Source organism: Paenibacillus sp. 01T431, assembly GCF_056398625.1.
The window spans coordinates 136,972-156,406 of sequence record NZ_JBFTPT010000006.1; the positions used below are offsets into that span (position 1 = coordinate 136,972).

16 protein-coding genes are annotated in these 19,435 nt (G+C 45.0%); 4 read left to right on the plus strand and 12 right to left on the minus strand.

What is annotated here, in order from left to right:
• The first annotated feature begins 110 nt into the window (after positions 1-110).
• Positions 111-620 (plus strand): hypothetical protein, encoded by a 510-nt coding sequence (locus tag AC1DM9_RS12685; protein WP_477580299.1) that lies wholly within the window; start codon positions 111-113, stop codon positions 618-620.
• 71 nt (positions 621-691) lie between these two features.
• On the opposite strand, the gene AC1DM9_RS12690 is transcribed toward AC1DM9_RS12685, so the two are convergent.
• The 8 genes from AC1DM9_RS12690 to lepB all read right to left on the minus strand — a co-directional run bounded on the left by AC1DM9_RS12690 (position 692) and on the right by lepB (position 12,803).
• On the minus strand, positions 692-2,272 hold the full coding sequence (locus AC1DM9_RS12690) for a SagB family peptide dehydrogenase (RefSeq protein WP_477580301.1): 1,581 nt from the start codon (positions 2,270-2,272) through the stop codon (positions 692-694).
• A gap of 56 nt (positions 2,273-2,328) precedes the next feature.
• The gene (locus AC1DM9_RS12695) at positions 2,329-4,269 is read right to left on the minus strand and encodes a TOMM precursor leader peptide-binding protein (protein WP_477580303.1); all 1,941 of its coding nucleotides are present in this window, start codon (positions 4,267-4,269) and stop codon (positions 2,329-2,331) included.
• Positions 4,266-6,203: a putative thiazole-containing bacteriocin maturation protein gene (locus AC1DM9_RS12700; RefSeq protein ID WP_477580305.1), complete on the minus strand. Its 1,938-nt coding sequence runs from the start codon at positions 6,201-6,203 to the stop codon at positions 4,266-4,268. Before AC1DM9_RS12700 ends, AC1DM9_RS12695 begins: the two co-directional genes overlap by 4 nt.
• Positions 6,204-6,356: 153 nt before the next feature.
• Positions 6,357-6,572 carry a hypothetical protein gene (locus AC1DM9_RS12705; RefSeq protein ID WP_441884723.1) on the minus strand — a complete coding sequence of 72 codons (216 nt, stop codon included), beginning with the start codon at positions 6,570-6,572 and terminating at the stop codon, positions 6,357-6,359.
• Positions 6,573-6,887: 315 nt separating this feature from the next.
• Positions 6,888-9,917 carry an efflux RND transporter permease subunit gene (locus AC1DM9_RS12710; RefSeq protein WP_441884725.1) on the minus strand — a complete coding sequence of 1,010 codons (3,030 nt, stop codon included), beginning with the start codon at positions 9,915-9,917 and terminating at the stop codon, positions 6,888-6,890.
• 24 nt (positions 9,918-9,941) lie between these two features.
• A complete protein-coding gene (locus AC1DM9_RS12715) occupies positions 9,942-10,631 on the minus strand; it encodes a response regulator transcription factor (RefSeq protein ID WP_076269246.1) in 690 nt (229 codons plus the stop codon).
• The gene (locus AC1DM9_RS12720; RefSeq protein WP_441884727.1) at positions 10,609-12,087 is read right to left on the minus strand and encodes a sensor histidine kinase; all 1,479 of its coding nucleotides are present in this window, start codon (positions 12,085-12,087) and stop codon (positions 10,609-10,611) included. The genes AC1DM9_RS12715 and AC1DM9_RS12720 overlap by 23 nt, the downstream gene beginning before the upstream one ends.
• Positions 12,088-12,260: 173 nt before the next feature.
• Positions 12,261-12,803: a signal peptidase I gene (gene lepB / locus AC1DM9_RS12725; protein WP_339209012.1), complete on the minus strand. Its 543-nt coding sequence runs from the start codon at positions 12,801-12,803 to the stop codon at positions 12,261-12,263.
• Positions 12,804-12,969: 166 nt separating this feature from the next.
• Between lepB and AC1DM9_RS12730 the strand changes: the two genes are divergently transcribed.
• Both AC1DM9_RS12730 and AC1DM9_RS12735 read left to right on the plus strand, forming a co-directional pair.
• On the plus strand, positions 12,970-14,181 hold the full coding sequence (locus AC1DM9_RS12730) for an MFS transporter (protein ID WP_441884729.1): 1,212 nt from the start codon (positions 12,970-12,972) through the stop codon (positions 14,179-14,181).
• Positions 14,178-14,777: an HAD family hydrolase gene (locus AC1DM9_RS12735; RefSeq protein WP_441884731.1), complete on the plus strand. Its 600-nt coding sequence runs from the start codon at positions 14,178-14,180 to the stop codon at positions 14,775-14,777. The genes AC1DM9_RS12730 and AC1DM9_RS12735 overlap by 4 nt, the downstream gene beginning before the upstream one ends.
• Here AC1DM9_RS12735 and AC1DM9_RS12740 read toward each other — a convergent pair.
• Together AC1DM9_RS12740 and AC1DM9_RS12745 are read right to left on the minus strand one after the other, a co-directional pair.
• The gene (locus tag AC1DM9_RS12740) at positions 14,751-16,592 is read right to left on the minus strand and encodes an ATP-binding cassette domain-containing protein (protein WP_477580307.1); all 1,842 of its coding nucleotides are present in this window, start codon (positions 16,590-16,592) and stop codon (positions 14,751-14,753) included. The genes AC1DM9_RS12735 and AC1DM9_RS12740 overlap by 27 nt on opposite strands.
• Complete coding sequence (locus AC1DM9_RS12745; protein WP_441884735.1) at positions 16,582-17,433, minus strand: ATP-binding cassette domain-containing protein; 852 nt, start codon at positions 17,431-17,433, stop codon at positions 16,582-16,584. The genes AC1DM9_RS12740 and AC1DM9_RS12745 overlap by 11 nt, the downstream gene beginning before the upstream one ends.
• A gap of 122 nt (positions 17,434-17,555) precedes the next feature.
• On the opposite strand from AC1DM9_RS12745, the gene AC1DM9_RS12750 reads away from it, so the two are divergent.
• Positions 17,556-18,170 carry a biotin transporter BioY gene (locus tag AC1DM9_RS12750; RefSeq protein WP_441884736.1) on the plus strand — a complete coding sequence of 205 codons (615 nt, stop codon included), beginning with the start codon at positions 17,556-17,558 and terminating at the stop codon, positions 18,168-18,170.
• A gap of 105 nt (positions 18,171-18,275) precedes the next feature.
• Here AC1DM9_RS12750 and AC1DM9_RS12755 read toward each other — a convergent pair whose 3' ends face one another.
• Positions 18,276-18,794 (minus strand): hypothetical protein, encoded by a 519-nt coding sequence (locus AC1DM9_RS12755; protein ID WP_441884738.1) that lies wholly within the window; start codon positions 18,792-18,794, stop codon positions 18,276-18,278.
• 134 nt (positions 18,795-18,928) lie between these two features.
• The gene (locus tag AC1DM9_RS12760; protein WP_076269237.1) at positions 18,929-19,423 is read right to left on the minus strand and encodes a YlbF/YmcA family competence regulator; all 495 of its coding nucleotides are present in this window, start codon (positions 19,421-19,423) and stop codon (positions 18,929-18,931) included.
• Positions 19,424-19,435 lie beyond the last annotated feature (12 nt).

Here is a 19,435-nt window from a genome sequence, read left to right on the forward strand (position 1 = left end):
TTCGCTTCGTCCTATTCTTCATTCCTAAAGGCTGCAGCCCAATTTATAGGGATAAGTGCCCTTTTTTCGTTCAAAGCATATTGTAGAGTATGATAAAAAGGAGGCACACCATGATACGCAATCAATCTTATATGCCGCAATCGGCTGTTATGCCTGAGTATTTTCAACAAATGCAAACAAGCCCTGCCCAGGCCAATTTGGGACCGGAAACTGTGAATGCACAGACGGCACCCGCTCCCGCTCCAGCTCATTGCTGTGTTGATTTAAGTCAAATGCATCATTATCCTTACATGCACGACTTTCATGACTTTCACCACATGCATCACTTCCATCCCATGATGGATGATTTTCATCCGATGATGGATGATTTCCACCATATGCATCACTTTCATCACATGATGGATGATTATCATCCCATGATGCATGAGATGTGGGATGAGCACATGCACTACGATCACCATCATCCTCATGATGGATGGGAGCTCTCGACTTTAGATTATCATCATGCTTGGTTTCACCCCATGATGCATCACCATCCGCACCATGTTTGCTTCCCTGTTACATGCCAGCCAGCCGGGGAGCTTCAGAAAAAGGCAGCAGCCGAGCAGCCTAACGGTTAAAAAAGCAAAACATAAAAAGGGCAGATTGAATGATTGCCATCATTCAATCTGCCCCTTTGTCTCCTCATCAACTATTGCGACAAACTGCCTTCGAGTCGTGAACGAGGTCGACATGGGCCAATAGGAATTTGAATAAGACTCGTTTGTCCATTTGGCGTTAATCCATAAAGTTCATTCATGGAGCTAACATCGAATCCTAGCAGCGGGCGTCCTTCCATTCTCAATGCGGAAGCGGCAAGCAGCAGACGTTGAACGAGCATTCCCGCTTCCATTTGTTGAATACGATAGCCGCGAAAGCCCAGCTCCTTATGAAAATGCTCCAGATCACCTGCCACATGAAAAGTAAGCGGCACCTGGAATAAATTCACGTTATCCAAAGACATGCCATACTGAAGCCATGGCCTTTGGTCACCCGCACGGACAAGCTGCAACGCGTGAGCCGCATCATCATAGTAATACGCTCCATCTTGAATCCCATCAACACCATAAAAACAGCCATATAAATGGACGCGCGACGATGGACTTCGCACTAAACCATCCAAATCATTGCGATACTTATAAGAAATCATGATCTCCTGCAATAGTTCTGCCAAATCTGTTAGACTCATGGTTTGCAATACATATTCATTTTCTGGCGAGTAGCGCTGCCTGCATACCGATGCTAGATCATACGTCATCCGATTTACGCTCGGTAAAGCATAAACATCGCTACTGCTGGCTAGTATTTGCTGCCCCTCTAGCTGTTTAAACGCGCGTGCGGATTCCATGATGGATGCTTCATTTAGCTTAATCAGCAACGGATATTCCAATACCTTTTTTGATCGCATGTAGTGCTCATGTCTAATTAACGGAAGCGTACTGCATAATTCATCTGAAGAAATATTTTTTTCCGCGTTATCACCATGGTGGAACCATTCCATATTTGCATCTATCGCAAGAGGAATCGTAGCGTATACACTTTCTTCCGTATCAGGTAGACCAAGCATATGATTGATTGCACCATCTAGAAACTGAAAGTAAACACCCGCCTCAAAGTCATAACGTTTAGCCACTTCAAGCAGCTGACCAACGAGCAAGCCAGCATCTAATCCTTGCAATCGATAGGAGAAGTTATTGTATTTATAAAAGTTTTTCCAAAAATAAGTGGACACAAATACGGCTCCGAAGCCGTTTGTTATGTCGCACCGATCACCTAGCGCATTGCCCAAATATCGATCAAATTGGCCTTCACGCAGCAGCATCAAACGATGATGTGCCACATCATAATGATAAATTCCGTTAGGTAATTCATCCAGCTTCAAATAAAGATATACTTCGCTTGGATACAGCCCTCCGCCTGATGGAACAAAACGTCTACAAAGCTGCAAGGAGTCCTCCCATTCCTCCCCTGTATGTTGTTCAAGAACAGATTGGCTAAGCTGTGTCAGCCCGAACGTATACCAAAGAAAATGACCTATATCCCGTAGCGTTGGCATCGTATGTTCCCGTTTGCCCGTCAAAGTAAGCGGAACATCCGAAGCGAGAGGAAATGCCGGTACATGACGATATAATTTGTACGGTAGAGGAGCGTTATCCCAATCAATTTCCACATCTTGAGGTTTGGTTTTGTCTGGATCATATTGCAATTGGTGCAAAAAAGCCTTCAGACTCATATCTCCCCTCCTAAGTGCCAACTCGCCGAGATCCATTGCATGACAGCAGTCAGTGCTTATGGAAACGGATGCGGATAAGGATTAAGCAGCTCATGCGTTAACCGCTCCTTGACGTAACCCAGCTCAGCTGGTATTCGCAACACCCTCTCAAGTCCTCTCAAGCGGACAAGATGTTGACCAAACGTCATCGGGAGCATTCCTGGAATGAGCACCTTTACACAATGGAGCCCATTTCTCAGCGTTTCCTGCGTCGTTTGATCAATCACGATAACCTCTAAATTTAATTCACGGAAAACTTTGAGGAATACGTTTAATTCATCTGTCAAATCTGCATGCTTTGGCCTTGGTTTAAATGCTTCTTCGAATGTACGGAGCGGCCTCTCATTTTGAAGAAGGAAGTTCAAACGTTCCTCAGCTTCCTTCAAGCTGTACAGCATCGAATGATCATCCATTTGCCGTACTAGAAAAGGATCATGAAGCATGCGTTCATACTGCTCACGGTTTTCTTCTAACCTCTCATTAAATGCGAGCAGCATGCCCGCGATCTCATGGATGGCTCCTTTTGCTGCCCGCACTGGATCGGGATGCGCCCCAGCAGCACAAATCATATTAACGCCATTTTCCGTTCTGTTTTTGGCAAGCACCCAAACACTTGGAATGCCATGCTCCATAGTCGAATCGAATAAATGGACATCATATTGGGTGACATCTCGTAAACGCTCCACCATTAAGGTTAATTCCAGATCTCCGGAGGAATAAGGATCTATAGGATCAAGCGGAAGCTGTGCGTACCAGGTCATGAGAAATGAATCCCGTTCAACTACTTCCAGTATTCCGTAAAAAATAGCTTCCTCCAGGCTACCTCCTAAAGCACAGCCATTTGAGGTTTCGTATACAAATCCGTGGCCGCAGCCGGAGCTGTAATAAGCGAGCAGCTCCGGCACGAGAATAGGCTTATCCTGCAAAAACGAATAACCCCACACCCAATCGATTTTTCTGCTCGGGTCGAATGGTTGAAACGGGAAATCGGGACGCGCATACTGTTCCTTCTCATGTACGCCTACCCGAACGGGATCAAGGGCAATCTCACTCAAATGCTCATAGCTGTCATGAACCGCTGTCCTCTTTCCTCTAGGCGATATACCGCAATAACGTTCTAAACCTTCTAGTATGGCTGTCATTTCACTGTCTGCAAATGAATTTGTACGGCCAGCGCAGCCTTCATCTCCCGAAAACATCGGTAAAATAATGCTCGAATCCGCAAACGGCGACATCAGGTCAATCATTTTTCCATTCAAAAAACCTGTGCGATTGTCCAAATAATCATTGGCTAATACAGCTTTCAGCTCACTCATCGAACGAGTTCGATAGCTATTTTCGCTAATTTTCGGGCTTGGATGCAGCTTAATTCGCGAACCTATAGCTGAATCATCAGGTATTTCTCCACAAATCGTACAAAGCGGATCAGGCAAATAAAAATGAACCGAGCTGTTGAGCGTTTGCAAATGTACCAGCTTTACACGATTTGCAAGATGAGCCTTGTTGTTAAGGAGGAAATGTTCAGCTTCAACAGCAATATGATGAGCCACATGCAGAAGCCCGCTTCGAGAAGACCAAATATCCGGATAAACTTCACCGTGCATAAAAAGATGCTGCAGCTCCCACATTTCTTTTCGATCATTTCCAGCCATCAAACGCCGCAGATCAGCGCACTGCGAGCAGCCTGCTGTCCTGGGAATAACAAGCGGACCTATTACGCCCTCACCAAACGATACAAAGCCGCGCAGCCATGGTGTCCCCGATTGCTTAAACATTTCCTCTGCCATCAGATGAGAAGCTGAATCATAGCCATCGCTCAGTACGAGCGCAAGCTCTGCCGTTTCTGGAACACCAAACGACAGATCGCTCACTCGTTCAACCTGACAAAATTCAGATAATAGATCGGTTACATAATCTGCGAGCAGCCCTTCGCCCACAATTGCCATTTTAGCGCTCACTCTTCTGTCTCCTCTCGGAGCGAGATGCCGAATACTCCCGCCAGCTCCTCATTGAAAAAAGCTTCCGAAGTTAAGTTATACACAAGAAGACGCTTTTGGTTATTTTGTAGATGCATCAAAGCATTCTTCAGTACCTCTCGATGCTCAAATGGATCACACTCGGTTATGGAGAGGTTCACCACTTCGTCTTCCTTCACATTTACAGAAGCCAATTGATTTATTTTCCCTTTAAAGAGAGAATCTTTGTTCTGAATGTCCAGCAATGCGCCCAATAAAACTCTGCGAAGTGCCCTCGTTTCATTTAAATCAACTGCGTGATACCAGCAATCGCTAGTTCGCAGCCATACAACTGGAAAACCAATTAAAGTCTCACTGATGCCAAAGGAAGGGGATCCTTGCATCGTGGTTAGCGCTTTTATATAGTAACGACATCGTTCATCCTCAACATGACTAAGCTTTATCGGTGTGATAGAAGGAGGTTCTGCTTCGTATTGCCTTATCCATTCTTCGGATAAATACTTTTGCAAAGCGCGGCAGACGCCTTCCTCGATCGTCACCCCTGCTCCTACGCCCATAAACACAGGCTCTAATTCAAAGCCAATTTCAGGAGTCTGGTTGATGAATATATTGGCCATACGAGACACATAGGCTTCAATTCCAGCAAGCCCCGCTTCTCTGCGTGCCTCCTCATGTCTAAAACCGTTGCATACAATTTCCGAGAGCAGCAGCGCTGGGCCTTCTGTTAGAGGATCAACTGACTGAACCCGGCATTGCGACAACGGCAGCTGACGCAGCTCTCCTTCCTCCCAAATATGAAAGATGCCCGTCTCCATGGATGTTAATTGACTGAAGAAAGGGAGTAATCCGCTTGAATCACGTTTTCCCGTGCTCTCTTCCGACAGAAGCTCATAATCTTCAATCTTCTTCGCCTTTTGTTTTTCATTGGCTAACGGATGGGGAAGAAACGGATGCCACTTGCCTTCCAGCGTCTCTAGGTTCAGCAGAAAAAGTTTGTTATTTTGTAATTTCGTTACACCTGCAGCTGTTTTTAGCCATTCAAAAACGATCACGTTAGCGAGCAGCGATTCCGCAACAGATGAACCAGCATAATCTTTTGTTTCCTTATAGATAGAAGCATAATGGACTCTGCGCCTTGCTGATTCCCAGTCACCCTCCGAATTTGAATAGGCGAGCGGAGCCGCTAGACCTGCCTGCCCTAGAATTATAGCCGGCAGCAGCACTTTATTATTTAGTAGACATACTTGGTTAAGAGATTGAAGCTCAGCTTCCCCTTCTGGATCTGACACATAAAATATTGCATCGTATGGCTGTATTACTAACGACCATTCCACTCCCCCATCCCTCGGCAAGCTGATCTCATCCACCTTGACCTCAGAATCGAATGGTCTGTAATGGTGCACCAACTCCGTAATTCGTCTAGGTCCCGTCGTTTCCGCGTTCATATTGATGAAGTGAAATTGAGGAAGGCCGGATTCAAGTAATGATTTCACTACTGACACCAAAAAATTCCCGTTCCCGACAACAAGCACGCTGGACTTTCGAAACAGCTCAAAACGGTATGCCCCAGACCCATCAAAGCTGTCCAAAAATTCAATCTGAGCCTCATATTGCTTAACAATATGGCTCGGAAGCTGATGCGGCCTATCCTGACTCACATCTTGGACATAACCATTCGCATACAATACTTTTGCAATCTCAAAAACATGATCACGGTATTGATCTGTCAATCCATCCGTTATTTCATGCATCGAATGCTCGCCATTAAACACCGGAATTAATTTCTCTATCCATTGATCAATCGTACTGCCTTCCATCCGAAATGAACCAATATTGTTGCGGAAATAGACACTTCCGTCCGAGCTCGGGAGAAAAAAAGTATCTCCTCTCACTTTAAGGCGCATAGAAGGATCCAAAATTCATTCCTCCTTATTTTGAAATCTGGCTTTTCGTAACAAGAGTTCCTCTATAAAGATATGTATGGCTATTTGTCCGTCATACCTGCACTCGCATAGAAAGACACCCCAGCATCCCGAAAAGCGTTTGCAGGGGTGTCTTGAACCTTCTATTTACATCTGAATATTTAGTTGACTAACGGCAACGGGCACAGCCAGCACAGCGGGCACAGCCGCCTCCGCAGCGAGCACAGCCACCGCATCTTGCACAACCTCCGCAGCCGCCGCACCCGCCACAGCCGCCGCATGAACAAAACCCGATACAAAAACCAATACAAAAGCCGATACACAAACGAGCATTATTTGGATCCATTTGACCTTGACCAGCATTCGGCGTCATTCCACTCGATTTAAATGCATCCATGTTCAAATTTTGAAGATCGTTCTTAAATTCATTCATCTTAGTAGCCTCCGTTATATGTTCATGTGATTATCATCGGCACTCACAAAATAGGAAATGAAAATGAGAACAACCCAAACTGGTCATATGCCGATAATCGTTCATGACATATACGTATGAAAAAAGCTCCGCTAGTGTTACTAATCCATTTACCTAGTCGCCCATTATGCAAACGGAACAACTAAAAAAAGAGGCAGTCTACAAGGTCAATGACCTTGTGACAGCCTCTCTGCTATCTCGAATCGTTATGCTTCTTCTGCAGTGCGTGGTTTGCGTTTACGGTTCAAGAACTCATAAACGATAGGTACGATAATGAGCGTGAGCAGTGTTGAGCTCGTCAAGCCGCCAATTACGGTAACCGCCATACCTTTAGAAATCAAACCGCCTGATTCGAATCCAAATGCAAGCGGAAGCAATGCACCAACGGTTGCAATCGCCGTCATTAGAATCGGACGAAGACGTGTACCCGCTGCTTCAATAAGTGATTCGCGGACGGAAAGTCCTTCTCTCTCTTTTTGAATAACACGGTCAACAAGGACGATCGCATTCGTGACCACGATACCAATGAGCATCAGGGCACCGATCATTGCGGTAACGCTCAGTGTTTCTCCTGCAATTAACAGTGCTACTAGTGCACCGATAATCGTAAACGGAAGGGAGAACAGAATTGCGAATGGTGTAAGTCCTCCACCAAATGTAATGACAAGCACGAGATAAACGACAGCAATCGCTGCAAGCATTGCTAAGCCTAGCTGCATAAATGACTCATTGATCTGCTCCGTTACTCCGCCCATTTCGATATCGACGCCAGCAGGAAGATCAGTCTCATCAATCATTTTCTGCAATTCTGCCGAAACCTTGCCGACGTCAGATGAAGTTGCATCTGCTGAAATCTCAGCATACATACGACCATCACGTCTTGTTATCGTATTCGGCGATTCACCTTCTTCGATAGTCACGACATCTTTCAAAGCAACTTCAGTACCTAACTGAGTAGTCAATTTTACATTCTCTAGATCTGATTTATTCGTATAGGTTTTTGTATCAACCTTCACATAAACGTTAAATTCCTCGCCATCCACTTCTACTGTCGTCAGAACGGGACGCTCGCGAACCGGACTAAGTGCCATTGCAATCTGGCCTGCTGTTAATCCGTTTTGACTAAGCTTCTCTTGATTAGCTACAATGCGATACTGCTCATACGTTTCTGATAAGCTGGAATCAATATTTTTCAAATCCTTATGATCTGCAAGCTTCTTCATAAGGTCATCCACGATAGGTTGAACCGTGTTCATATCCTGACCATACACAAGCATCGATATGCCCGATCCGCCAAGACCTCCGCCTCCGAAATCCTGCTGTTTCCATTCGCCTTTGCCGCCTAGCTCTTGCAGCATAGGTACAATTTTTTCTTTCTCAGCAGTAAAACCAGCATAATCCTCATCATAGCTCAAGTTAAACAACGCTTGTTTTGAAGCTCCTGGGCTAAATGGATTTTGGCTGCCGACTGCATATTGCACGACTGTAACACCTTCACGATCGAGCAATTTCTTTTCAGCTTCAAGAGCCATTTTCTCTACCTGTTCAAGTGTTTCTCCAGGTGCTGGATTATAGGAAACAATCATCATTTTCTGTTCGTCGCCAGCGATGAAGCTCGTTCCAATCACTGGGAGCAGGAACAAACTTCCGATAAGTAGAAGTGTTGCTAAACCAAAAGTAACCAATTTATGATCAAGCGACCAGCGAAGTGCACCTTTGTACCATTCCGCTAAGCGGCCCGGCTTATCGTGATGCGCCTTGCCAGCTTTCATCCCTTTGCGGAACATCATATGCGCCAGCATTGGTACAACCGTAATGGCAACAAGCAATGATGCTAGTAGAGCAAATACAATCGTTAATGCAAACGGCAGGAACATTTCACCAATCATGCCCGAAACAAGTCCAAGAGGCAGGAATACGGCAATCGTTACGATTGTGGAAGCCAAAATCGGTACGAACATTTCCTTCGTCGCATCAAGAATTAATTCCTTGCCCTTCATCTTCTCTGTAGGGAGCGCCATTCGTCGATATACATTCTCGATAACGACAATCGAGTCATCGATTACCCGCCCAATCGCGACGGTCATCGCACCAAGTGTCATAATGTTCAGTGTAATATCCATCCTACTCAAAATCAGGAGAGCGATCAGGATGGAAAGTGGAATCGAAACAACAGCAATAATCGTGGAACGAATATCGCGCAAGAAAATCATAATGATAATGACAGCGAACAATGCGCCGATTACCGCCTTGCTTAACATCGTGTGAACGGAATCCTCGATCGGCTTGCCTTGATCAAGTGTCGTTACAATAGACAAACCATCATTATTGCCTTCAAGCTCTTTTATTTCTGCTTTTACATTATTAACAACGTCAACCGTATTCGAATCAGCCGCTTTGACTACGTTAAAACCAATGGAGTCTTTGCCATTCGTACGAGAAATAGACTCTGCTTTGCCTACGATGCTTAAATCAGCAACATCGCTAAGCTTAACACCTGGCACGATGACTAAGTTTTTCAAATCACTCTCTGTCGTTATGTTTCCATCAACGACCAGCGCCTTCTCTGTCTCGCCAAATTCATAAATACCTAGCGGTACAGAAATAGCTGACGCTTGGATGATGCCTTTCACCATCTCTTCGGTTAAGCCGATTTGCTTTAGCTTATCCGTTTTGAAGGATAGTTCACCTTCCTTAACATTTTGTCCAGAAACTTGAATGCTCGCTACACCTTCAATACCTTGAAAGCGCGGCAACACATTTTCTTCTATTTCCTTCGTAAGCTGCTCCAAATTCATCTTTTCATTGGAGATACTCATCGCAAGGACAGGGAATGCATTCAAGCTGATCCGTGAAACGGATGGGGTTTGCGTTCCTGTTGGAAGCTTAATCTCGGAGAGGATATTTTTAACTTCCGCTTCCGCCTTTTCCATATCTGTCTCATAGGAGTACTCAATAACGACAGATGAAGCATTCTCATAGGATGTTGAGCTAATGACTTTAACACCTTTAAGATTGCGAGTCCGCTGCTCAATCGGCTTCGTAATTTTCTCCATTACCTCTTCAGGTGCAGCACCCGGCAATACAGTTGTGACGCTTACGATTGGAACCGTAATATCGGGCAATGTTTCCATTTTCATATTCATTCCTGAATAAAGTCCAGCAAATAACACAAGCAGCGTCAAAATCCACAAAGCAAATTTGTTATTAAGCGAAAATCGGATGATGCTCTTCAATCTCTCCCACTCCTCATCTTCTATCTATACTTTAAAACGGTAGCCCACTCCCCAAATTGTTTCTATATATTGAGGTTTGGATGGGTCATGCTCAATTTTCTCACGCAGCCTCCGAATATGAACCGTAACCGTAGCTGCGTCTCCATTTGAATCAAGCCCCCAAATACGTTCAAACAACTCTTCTTTCTCAAACACGCGATTAGGGTGTGAAGCTAAAAGCAGCAGAAGCTCATATTCCTTTGAAGTAAGCATCGCTTCCTGCTCATGTATCATGACTCTTCGTGAAGGCTTATCGATAAACAATCCGCGTATGCGAATATGCTCGCCTCGCTCCCCTTTGTCAGCTGTCAAACGCTCGTAACGAGCCAAATGAGCTTTCACGCGTGCTACCAGCTCACTTGGACTGAAGGGCTTGGTCATATAATCGTCAGCGCCAAGTCCTAATCCTCGTATTTTATCAATATCCTCTTTTTTCGCGGTTACCATCAGCACTGGAATATTGATCGTTTGTCTAATTTGACGACAAATTTCAAAGCCGTCGATTTTAGGAAGCATTACATCTAATATGATAAGATCAAACTTTCCTTCGAGCGCTTTCTCAAGTCCTATATCACCTCTCCCTTCAATTTGAACGTTAAAACCGTAACTTTCCAAGTAATCTCGTTCCAGCTCGGCAATGGCTTTCTCATCTTCAATAATTAGTATGCTCTTCATGACCACCCACCGTTTTGACGGATACTGACTTAGGCAATTTTAGACAGAACAACGCACCTCCATGCTCTGCATTTTCCGCCCAGACCGTACCGCCGTGCCCTTCAATAATTTGTTTGACGATTGCAAGACCGAGACCACTTCCACCTGTCTCTAAATTGCGTGATTGCTCCGCGCGATAGAAACGATCGAAGATATAAGGCAAATCATCCTTCTCAATTCCGGGACCTGAATCCTCAATTTCAATCAGAGCGTGCTCTTCCAGTTCTGTTACTCGAACAACGATGTTATGTTTTTCGAGACCAGAAGATTGTCCCATATACTTGACACAATTGTTCAGTATATTAGTTAAAACACGGCTTAGCTTGTCAGGATCGGCTGCGATCATCAGCGGATCAGAACCATGCTCGATATAATGCAATCCTACACCTGATTTTTCCAGATCAAACCGCTGCTCATCCAAAAAATATTCTAAGTAGCGTTTAATGTCCATCACTTTAAAATCAAAGGCAACCGTTTGAAGATCAAGCTTCGAGAATAGGAACAGCTCATCAATTAATTGATCCATATCTGTAGCTTTACGATAAATCGTCTCCATGTAGCGCTTCCGCTTTTCATCCGTGTTCGCAATGCCATCCATGATCCCTTCAACATACCCTTTAATCGCAGATATTGGCGTTTTCAAATCATGCGAGATATGAGACAGCAGCATTTTACGGTTTTCTTCATACTGAAGGCTTTGATCAATCGACTGCTTCAATCTTACCCTCATATCCTCAAAGGCGATGCTAAGCTGTCCGATTTCACCTTTCGTCGTGGCTTCTACCTTGTGCGACAAATCGCCATCCTTAATTTGTAGAGCTGCGGCTTCTAGTTTTTTAATGGGACGAATGATGCTTCTTGAAACAAAGTAAGTAAGCAGCAAGCTCGTTAATCCAATAAAAGCTAAACTGAAAGCTGTGCCGACCGGCCTCCAATAGATAGGAACCGTATCATTTCGCCGGAACAGAACAGCTCGACCCTCTCCCCCATCAGGATAAATAAAATCGACGGTACTCGTTTCGAATCGAAATGAATTAAATGCAACCTTCGAAGGCGGCTCGTCCAATAATTGCTGCCAATCAGCATGAACAGCTGACTGTTCCAAGAAAGGCGCTACAGAAGTAATCTTCCCATCCCTGGAAATAAGAAGTCCTGCCCATAGCTTGCCTAATCGCTCTTGAATTTCGGCTACGTATTCCTTCTTCTCGAGCTCACCGGAATCATTGCGAAGCACATAGGATAATTCGCCATACACCAAGGCTTGAAGATAAGGCTCTCTGTTCTCATTTTCATAATAATGTCGAACATCCTCAACTCCGCGAGCATAAAAGATAAATATCATAAAAGCACTCATTAATATGATCGGTACAAAAATCATCGCCAAGTATGACATATACAGCTTTACTCGAATGGACAATCCTGTTCACGCCTCGCTGCTGCTTTTTTGTTAAGTGTGTTTCTCTCGTTGTTTCTATGGTTAATCATAACGGCTATTTCTAAACGAATTTGTAACCATTTCTTACAAAAGTATTACGTTTGATGATTTTGTGCATATAATTAATGACGTTTTTATTTAATGCTATAAAATAATTATTCGCTCAGTGTACCGAACTTAGGCAGCGGCCAAATACGGAATACGGCTTTGCCTTCGATGCTGGATCTAGCAATTGGACCAAGTTCACGGCTATCCATACTATGCTCACGATTGTCACCCATAACAAACAGCTGTCCTTCTTTAACTGTAAAAGGCACTGAAACACTGCCAGCTACTGTCTGACCCTTAACATATTGCTCTTCGATTTTTTCGCCATTCAAATATACTTCCCCGTTTTGGATATCAACCACGTCTCCAGGCAAGCCTACGACACGTTTAATTAAACGCAAATCGCTCTCTGGTCCGCTAATAATAACGATGTCGCCGTGACGAGGTTCATGAAGCCGGTAAGACCATTTGTCTTCGATTAATCGTTGTCCAGCGACCAGCGTATTTTGCATAGATACATTATGTACTTCCGATTGAGCATAAACATAGTTTTGGAAAAGCAGCGCTACAACGACGGCAATTCCAAGCGAGACGACCCATTCTCTTACTTCCTTCATCCAGCTTTTTGTTTTGCGTTTTTCTGTTTGCATGAACATTCTCCTCATCAGTAAGTGTTTTTTTTCTTGTAAGAATAATAATAATTGTCTACCTAATACGTTCTTTGCTGTACAAAGTTTTCATTATAGCGCCCAAAATAGGAAGTGACAACCGAACCAGACTTGCGATAAAGTGAAAGCGAAGGGGGCTTCCACAACGATGAATCAAATCTCTGGAGCACAAAGATTGCTTTTTACTACTATAACCATTTTATATTGGACTTCCATGTATGTATATGTCCCTACGCTTTCACCTTACCTTAGTGATCGGGGATTGTCCTTGCCTTTTATCGGCATCGTGCTTGGAAGCTATGGTTTTGTTCAAATGTTCGTAAGATTTCCGCTCGGCATTTTGTCAGATCGTTTCGGAAAGCGCAAGCCTTTCATCCTATTAGGGATGCTAACCGCTGCGATAAGCTGTTTGCTGTTCCTCATCCCTGATTCATGGGTATGGCCGCTTGCTGGCAGATTGATGGCAGGCGTTTGCGCATCTACTTGGGTCGCGTTCACAGTGCTTTACGCCAGCTATTTTGGAGCCGGGCAGACAGGTCGTGCAATGGGCAATATTAGCGTGATGACGGTATCCGGACAAATGATCGGCATGCTCTTTAGCGGATGGTTAACGGATGGTTTTAGCTCAAGTGCTCCATTTATTGTAGGCGCTGTCATTGCTGTCCTTGGTCTAGTGCTCGCTTTCATGCTGAAAGAGCCTCGCTCGGAGCTCAAAGAACAGCCAGGAATGTCGTTTGCCATGATCAAAAATGTGGTAAAAACTAAAACATTGCTGCAGGTTTCTTTGTTGTCCATCCTTGCTCATGGCATTCTTTTTATAACGATGTTCGGATTTACACCGCTCAAAGCTCAAGAAATGGGTGCAGACGGTCTGAAGCTCACCTTGCTCGTATTTTCTTTTATGCTCCCCCATGCTTTTGCCTCACTCGTTACAGCGAGGTGGTTTACGCCTAAATTCGGCTATTGGGGTACGATTGGCGCTGGCTTTATATTGAGTACCATTTGCACAGGAGCAATGGTGTTTGCGGATTCTTTTGGTATACTTGTCGCAACGCAGGCGATTAATGGTTTTGCGCAAGGCTTACATATGCCGCTTCTGCTGGGACTGGCGATTCGAGATGTCGAGCTTCCTGGCCGTGCAACAGCAATGGGCTTATATCAAGCGCTATATGCCATTGGAATGTTCTCTGGACCATTCCTTGCTGGTTGGCTCAATGAAAGCTGGGGATTGAACGGAGGTTTCCTATTTGGCTCGCTGCTTGGAGCTGTCGCATTTGCACTTGTAATCAAGTGGGCGATGTCAGATCGCAAAGCTAAGTTTGCCGCGCGCACGAATCATGCAGAGGAGGTAAGCGGATGATTAAGCCGCAGCTCGTGCTCGATATTGGAGGCGTGCTGGCGACAAACCTGTCGCCGCTCTTCTGGCAGCTGCTAGCTGCGGAAGCGATCGTTTCTGAAGAACAACTTTACTCCGAATATAAGCAGCAAATTAGCGAGCGGCTATGGACAGGCCAAATAACAGAGAAACAATTTTGGAGCTGGATTGCTGAATATACGCCAAACTTAACTAGTGCGCTAGCCAGAAGTTTTATCGATAGATGCCTACTGCCGCTTCCTGCCTTTTCAGAAATCGGCAATTGGAATGCTGTTGCTGATATTCATGTGTTAAGCAATCATTTACCTGCATGGGTTGAACCCATCATTACACCTATCAAGCCTTATTTGAAAAGTATCACGATCTCAAGCGAAGCAGCACTCCAAAAACCTCATCCAGCTATTTTTGACAAAGTAAATGAACTGCTGCCGCCTGACAGCTTTGTTTTATTTGTTGATGATCATCCTAAAAACACAAAGCAAGCAGCGCTGCACGGATGGCATTCGCTGCTTGCTGATGAAGATGGACGTTGGGTTTCGCAGGTTCTCCCTTTTTTAAAACAATACAGAAATAAGAAATAGCAATGAGCCTGCTGCTGCTGCAATACTCATTAGACGAGCATCTGCTCGTCCGAAGCGAAGCCGAAAGCTATAAGTCGGCTTTCGCTTCGCATAACCAAAGCCGCGTGCTTCAAGCGCATCCGCCATTTGCTCCGCAAGACGCAATATTGAACGTACGTAGGGTATAAGAATCGGTAGAAGCCTTTTCATCGGTACCGTCTTAAGAGGCGTAACCGCCTTTCCTCTTGCATGAGCCAGCTTCGCAAACCGCTCCCACTCTCCTGTTAGTAAAGGAATAAACCGAAAAATAAGAGTGACGATGATTGCAAACGAATGAATGGGCACCTTCAGCCTCTCTAGGAAACCAAAGGTTTGCTCAAGCGAGCGCTGAAGTCGTAAAGGCGTCATCAGCTTTAGCATAGGCAAGCCTAAAAGCATAATCAACAAAAGCTTGCCTAATCGAATAACTATTGGCGAAACCTTGTCCAAATCAAAGGAAAGCGGACGAATGCCAATTCCTGCTATTACGCAAAAAATAATAATCATAATGGCATACGCGCGAATGACTCGTCTCCAAGGCCAAATGAGTGTACGAAACGGAATTAAAAGCAAAATCGTTGAAACAGCTGCGACCGTTAGCTCCAATGCTGTTTTTTGCGCAAAAATGCTCGCAGATAGAAATAAATAAACGAGTACAAGCGCACGAGGATCGAAATAATCTGAACGCAGCAAAACCGATGGTTTGGCGGCTCCTAATTGAGAAACCTCTGTTAACGTTTTTTCAGCGAGTTTACCTTTTGGTTCTTCTTTTGGTTCTTCTTTTGGTTCTTCTTTTGGTTCTTCTTTTGGTTCTTCTTTTGGTTCTTCTTTTGGTTCTTCTATTGAAAACGTGTTTGGCTTGTTGTGCTCAGTATCTATGCTTGCAGCACCGTTGGTTACAACTGCTGTTGCTCCTGATTTCTGGCCGGCTCGACTCGCGAGTGCAATGGAAATCGCCGCAGCTAGTTCTTGCGGCGCCGGCCAAGGCGCCTCATCCGCGTCTGCGTGCTGGATGAACTGCTCCAGCGGCATAGCCGCTTCCTCGCGCAGCGCGTCCAGCGCGCGAAGCGCCTGCGGCGCAGAGGCGGCATGCGCGATCGCCGCCGCCTTAGCCGCTGCGCGGACCGTGCCGCCGTCAACGACGGCGACCGCGTCCGCCAGCGGCAGCAGCGCGTCGAGGTCGTGCGTTGCCACGACCGCTCCGCGCCCAGCCGCCCTGTGCGCTTCCAGCACCGCGCACAAGCGGCGAATACCTCCGGCGTCTAACCCCGCCGTCGGCTCATCCAGCAGCAGCCAATCCGGCTCACACGCCAATAAGCAGGCGAGTGACAGCCGTCGCTGCTGACCGCCGCTGAGCGTCCATGGATCACGCTCCAACAGCTCCACTGGAAGCCCTACTCTCGCAAGAGCTTCCGCGATTCTCTCCTCGATTATGGATGAATCGAGCTTATATGGCTTGAGAGAATAAACCATTTCTTCTCGTACAGATGACGCAAACCACTGTGACTCCGCATTTTGCATCGATATGCCAAGCTTAAGCACCACTTCTGGATTTAGGCGGCTGCGGCGGCCATTCTCCAACCATAGCTGATCGGTGCCCAGCTCAATATTTCCGCTTTGAATCGATCGTATGCCCGCCAATGTCTCAAGCAGCGTTGACTTCCCAGCACCATTTCGCCCGATTAAAAGTGTGATTTCACCTGCTTTAAAGGACGTATGTACTTCTTTTAGCAGCTGTTTTTCATTGTCATTCTCCGCGTGCACGCTAACGCCGTTTAACTGCCAGTCAGCGCCCATATTGCTTCACCGCCTCTGCCAGCATAGTTGCTGTGAACGGAAAAGGCGAAAGCTTCACACCCTGCTCCTCTAACTCCCATGCCACCTGAGCACAATAAGGAGCCTCCAAACCAAGCTGCTCACAAAAACTATCCCTTGCTCCCGCAGCCGATCTAGCAAACCAGGCTTCTACCCCGCCATCGTACATAATCGTACCGGCATTCATCGCAACGATTCGATCTCCCGCCTGCAGCTCCTCCAGCTTCTGCGTAATCCAAATGACCGTAATTCCGGCTTGCTGCAAACTTCTTGTTTGCTCCAGCACAGAGATTGCTGCTTCTGGATCCAGCATCGCTGTTACCTCATCAAGCACAAGCATGGGCGCTTTTAATGCCAAACACCCCGCAATCGCAACGAGCTGCTTCTGCCCTCCGGATAAGGTTTCAATCGGTTGATGCATTCTCTCACCCATGCCTACTCTTTGCAGCGCGTGCTCGGCTTCAGATCGAATACTGGCCGCTTCCTGCTCATTCTGCTCCAGCATGACAATAATATCCTCGAGTGGCGTTGCCCCGATCATCGCTGCCTCAGGCTGCTGCATAACAATTGGAATCGGCTTCCCCTTTGCAGCAATATGAATGTTCCTTAAGACTTGACCGCTGACGCCTGCTACCCGAAAACCAGCAGCTACTTTCGCAACTGTGCTTTTCCCGCTTCCATTGCAGCCAAGCAGAGTAATCCATTCTCCCTCTTTTATAACAAACGAAATATCTTTTATTATTGGTTTCCGTTTTTGTCCTTCACCTATTGCCGGAGGCGTAACGGTAACCTGCTTCAATTGTACCTGATTGCTCTGATTCAAAAAATTTCACCCAACCTCTTCCCGAAAACGATAGGCTATGCTACAATTCGATTTGTTAACCCGTTTTAAATATAAATGGTTAACAATAATATCGCAAGTACATAAAGGAGACTAACATCATTATGCAAACCAGCAACATTCGCTCACTCGTCTTTATTTCTTTGTTCGCAGCTTTGTTTATCGTCATGAGCTCTTTGACAATTAAGTTCGGCGGCTCATTTGTCCCGATTACTCTTCAAACCTTGGCTGTTGGATTAGCCGGTCTCTTTCTGACGCCGCGCAACGCTTTCCTCAGCATATTCATCGTCATTTTGCTTGCTGCTATCGGCCTGCCCCTATTTAGTGGGCAAGGCGGTATCCCTCATCTAACAGGACCTACTGGCGGCTTTATATTCGCCTTCCCGTTCTGTTCGCTATTGATTAGCCTAGCGATTGGCGGATTTCTACGCAGTAAAATGTCCAAGGGAAATAAAGCCTTAGCTTTTATTGTTTTTTTCATCATTTTCGAGCTATTCAGCTCCATCACCTCATACATTCCAGGCATTCCATGGCTTATGAATGCTCTGGACCTTTCGTTCCAGAAAGCGATGACGGTCGGATTCTATCCGTTCATTATCGGTGATGCACTTAAATCATTGGCTGGCGCTATTTTAGCAACCTCTTTAACACCTTACATTGTCCACATACGCTCGTCAACCGTAAGAAATAGCGAAGAGAAAACAACTTTTAATGTTTAAAACCGCTGTTCTATGAAAGCAAAAAACCGCTTTCTCCGATTATGCATCTTGAATCGGAATATAGCGGTTTTTGTTTTAGACATCTACTTTGAAATGCCTCGCGAGTTACTTTCCTAAAGTTCTTAAAATGTTCCCGCGATATTCAGTATCCTTTTCTTTCAATTCAAAAACCTTATTCTGTACCGATATATTCATATATATTTCGCAATACAAATCAAGTTCATTATTATCATCGAAAAAGGCCTTAAACTTAATATCTTCATTTGCAATATTTCTAGGGTCACCCTCTAGTGCAAAACATGTAAATGAGATTTCATCATCACACTTTAATTCTCCCTCATAGCCATAAAGCTCCAACAAAGCCGTAATGAACGCATCTGATTCTTTACCAATTGATTTAAGAGTTATTCCCTCAAAATAAAATGCCTCTTGATTGATTTCTCCCTGATTCCATCCAGGAATCATATCCTTGTTTATTAGCACTTCAAAGCCAACAATTTCATTTCCATATTGACCATGAACAAGAAAATAATTTCGATGATTTATCACATGACTTTCAATGATATCGAATTCTAAATCTTGAAAATCTTCTTCAGTGTTTTGGTTTATTTGTCTATATTTCATTTGGATTTATCCCTTCCGCCAGTTCTGTTAATTTGAAAAAAGTTACATTTCATATGTAAAAATGAAAGCCGCATGTCTGCATCCCAAAAAAGGAGCTGCAATACATACGGCTTATAACGCTAGTCTAGCTTATTTTAGTCGCTGCACTCTTCAGGGGCTGGCTCTGACGCATCCTCAACGTTGATTTTCTCAGACACRGTATCACGGATGATCGAAATAACAAGCTGAAGCAAATAATTGATGTCGCTTTGACTTTGTTGGAACTCGGACACGATAGGAATGCCATCAAGCTCGTCCTGCAGCTCTTCCATTTCGCCTTCGATCTTTTTAACCATGTCTGCATTTTTGAAAGTGGTCTCGAAAGCAACAACTTCCTTTTGTTTTTTCTTAATTTTTGTAATCAACTGCTGCACACGCTCATTGCCGTTAATTTGCAGCTCTGCGCGGCGGTAGTGCTGTACTTCCTCTGAAGTAAAGATGAGATTTGCTAATTCTTTCGCTTTTTTCGAAATATCCTCTCGAACGATGAGATCGCGAGTATGGAAACTCGGAATTCCACAGCCTTCGCCATGCTCATGATCATGGTCACATTGCGCTGCTTGATTATCTGCTGTATGCTGCTCTGCCATTTGTCATCTCTC

Coding starts and splice junctions, on each gene's coding strand:
- AC1DM9_RS12685 (WP_477580299.1), top strand. CDS start 111: ATGATACGCAATCAATCTTATATGCCGCAATCGGCTGTTATGCCTGAG.
- AC1DM9_RS12690 (WP_477580301.1), bottom strand. CDS start 2,272: ATGAGTCTGAAGGCTTTTTTGCACCAATTGCAATATGATCCAGACAAA.
- AC1DM9_RS12705 (WP_441884723.1), bottom strand. CDS start 6,572: ATGCTGGTCAAGGTCAAATGGATCCAAATAATGCTCGTTTGTGTATCG.
- AC1DM9_RS12715 (WP_076269246.1), bottom strand. CDS start 10,631: ATGAAGAGCATACTAATTATTGAAGATGAGAAAGCCATTGCCGAGCTG.
- lepB (WP_339209012.1), bottom strand. CDS start 12,803: ATGCAAACAGAAAAACGCAAAACAAAAAGCTGGATGAAGGAAGTAAGA.
- AC1DM9_RS12730 (WP_441884729.1), top strand. CDS start 12,970: ATGAATCAAATCTCTGGAGCACAAAGATTGCTTTTTACTACTATAACC.
- AC1DM9_RS12735 (WP_441884731.1), top strand. CDS start 14,178: ATGATTAAGCCGCAGCTCGTGCTCGATATTGGAGGCGTGCTGGCGACA.
- AC1DM9_RS12740 (WP_477580307.1), bottom strand. CDS start 16,592: ATGGGCGCTGACTGGCAGTTAAACGGCGTTAGCGTGCACGCGGAGAAT.
- AC1DM9_RS12750 (WP_441884736.1), top strand. CDS start 17,556: ATGCAAACCAGCAACATTCGCTCACTCGTCTTTATTTCTTTGTTCGCA.
- AC1DM9_RS12755 (WP_441884738.1), bottom strand. CDS start 18,794: ATGAAATATAGACAAATAAACCAAAACACTGAAGAAGATTTTCAAGAT.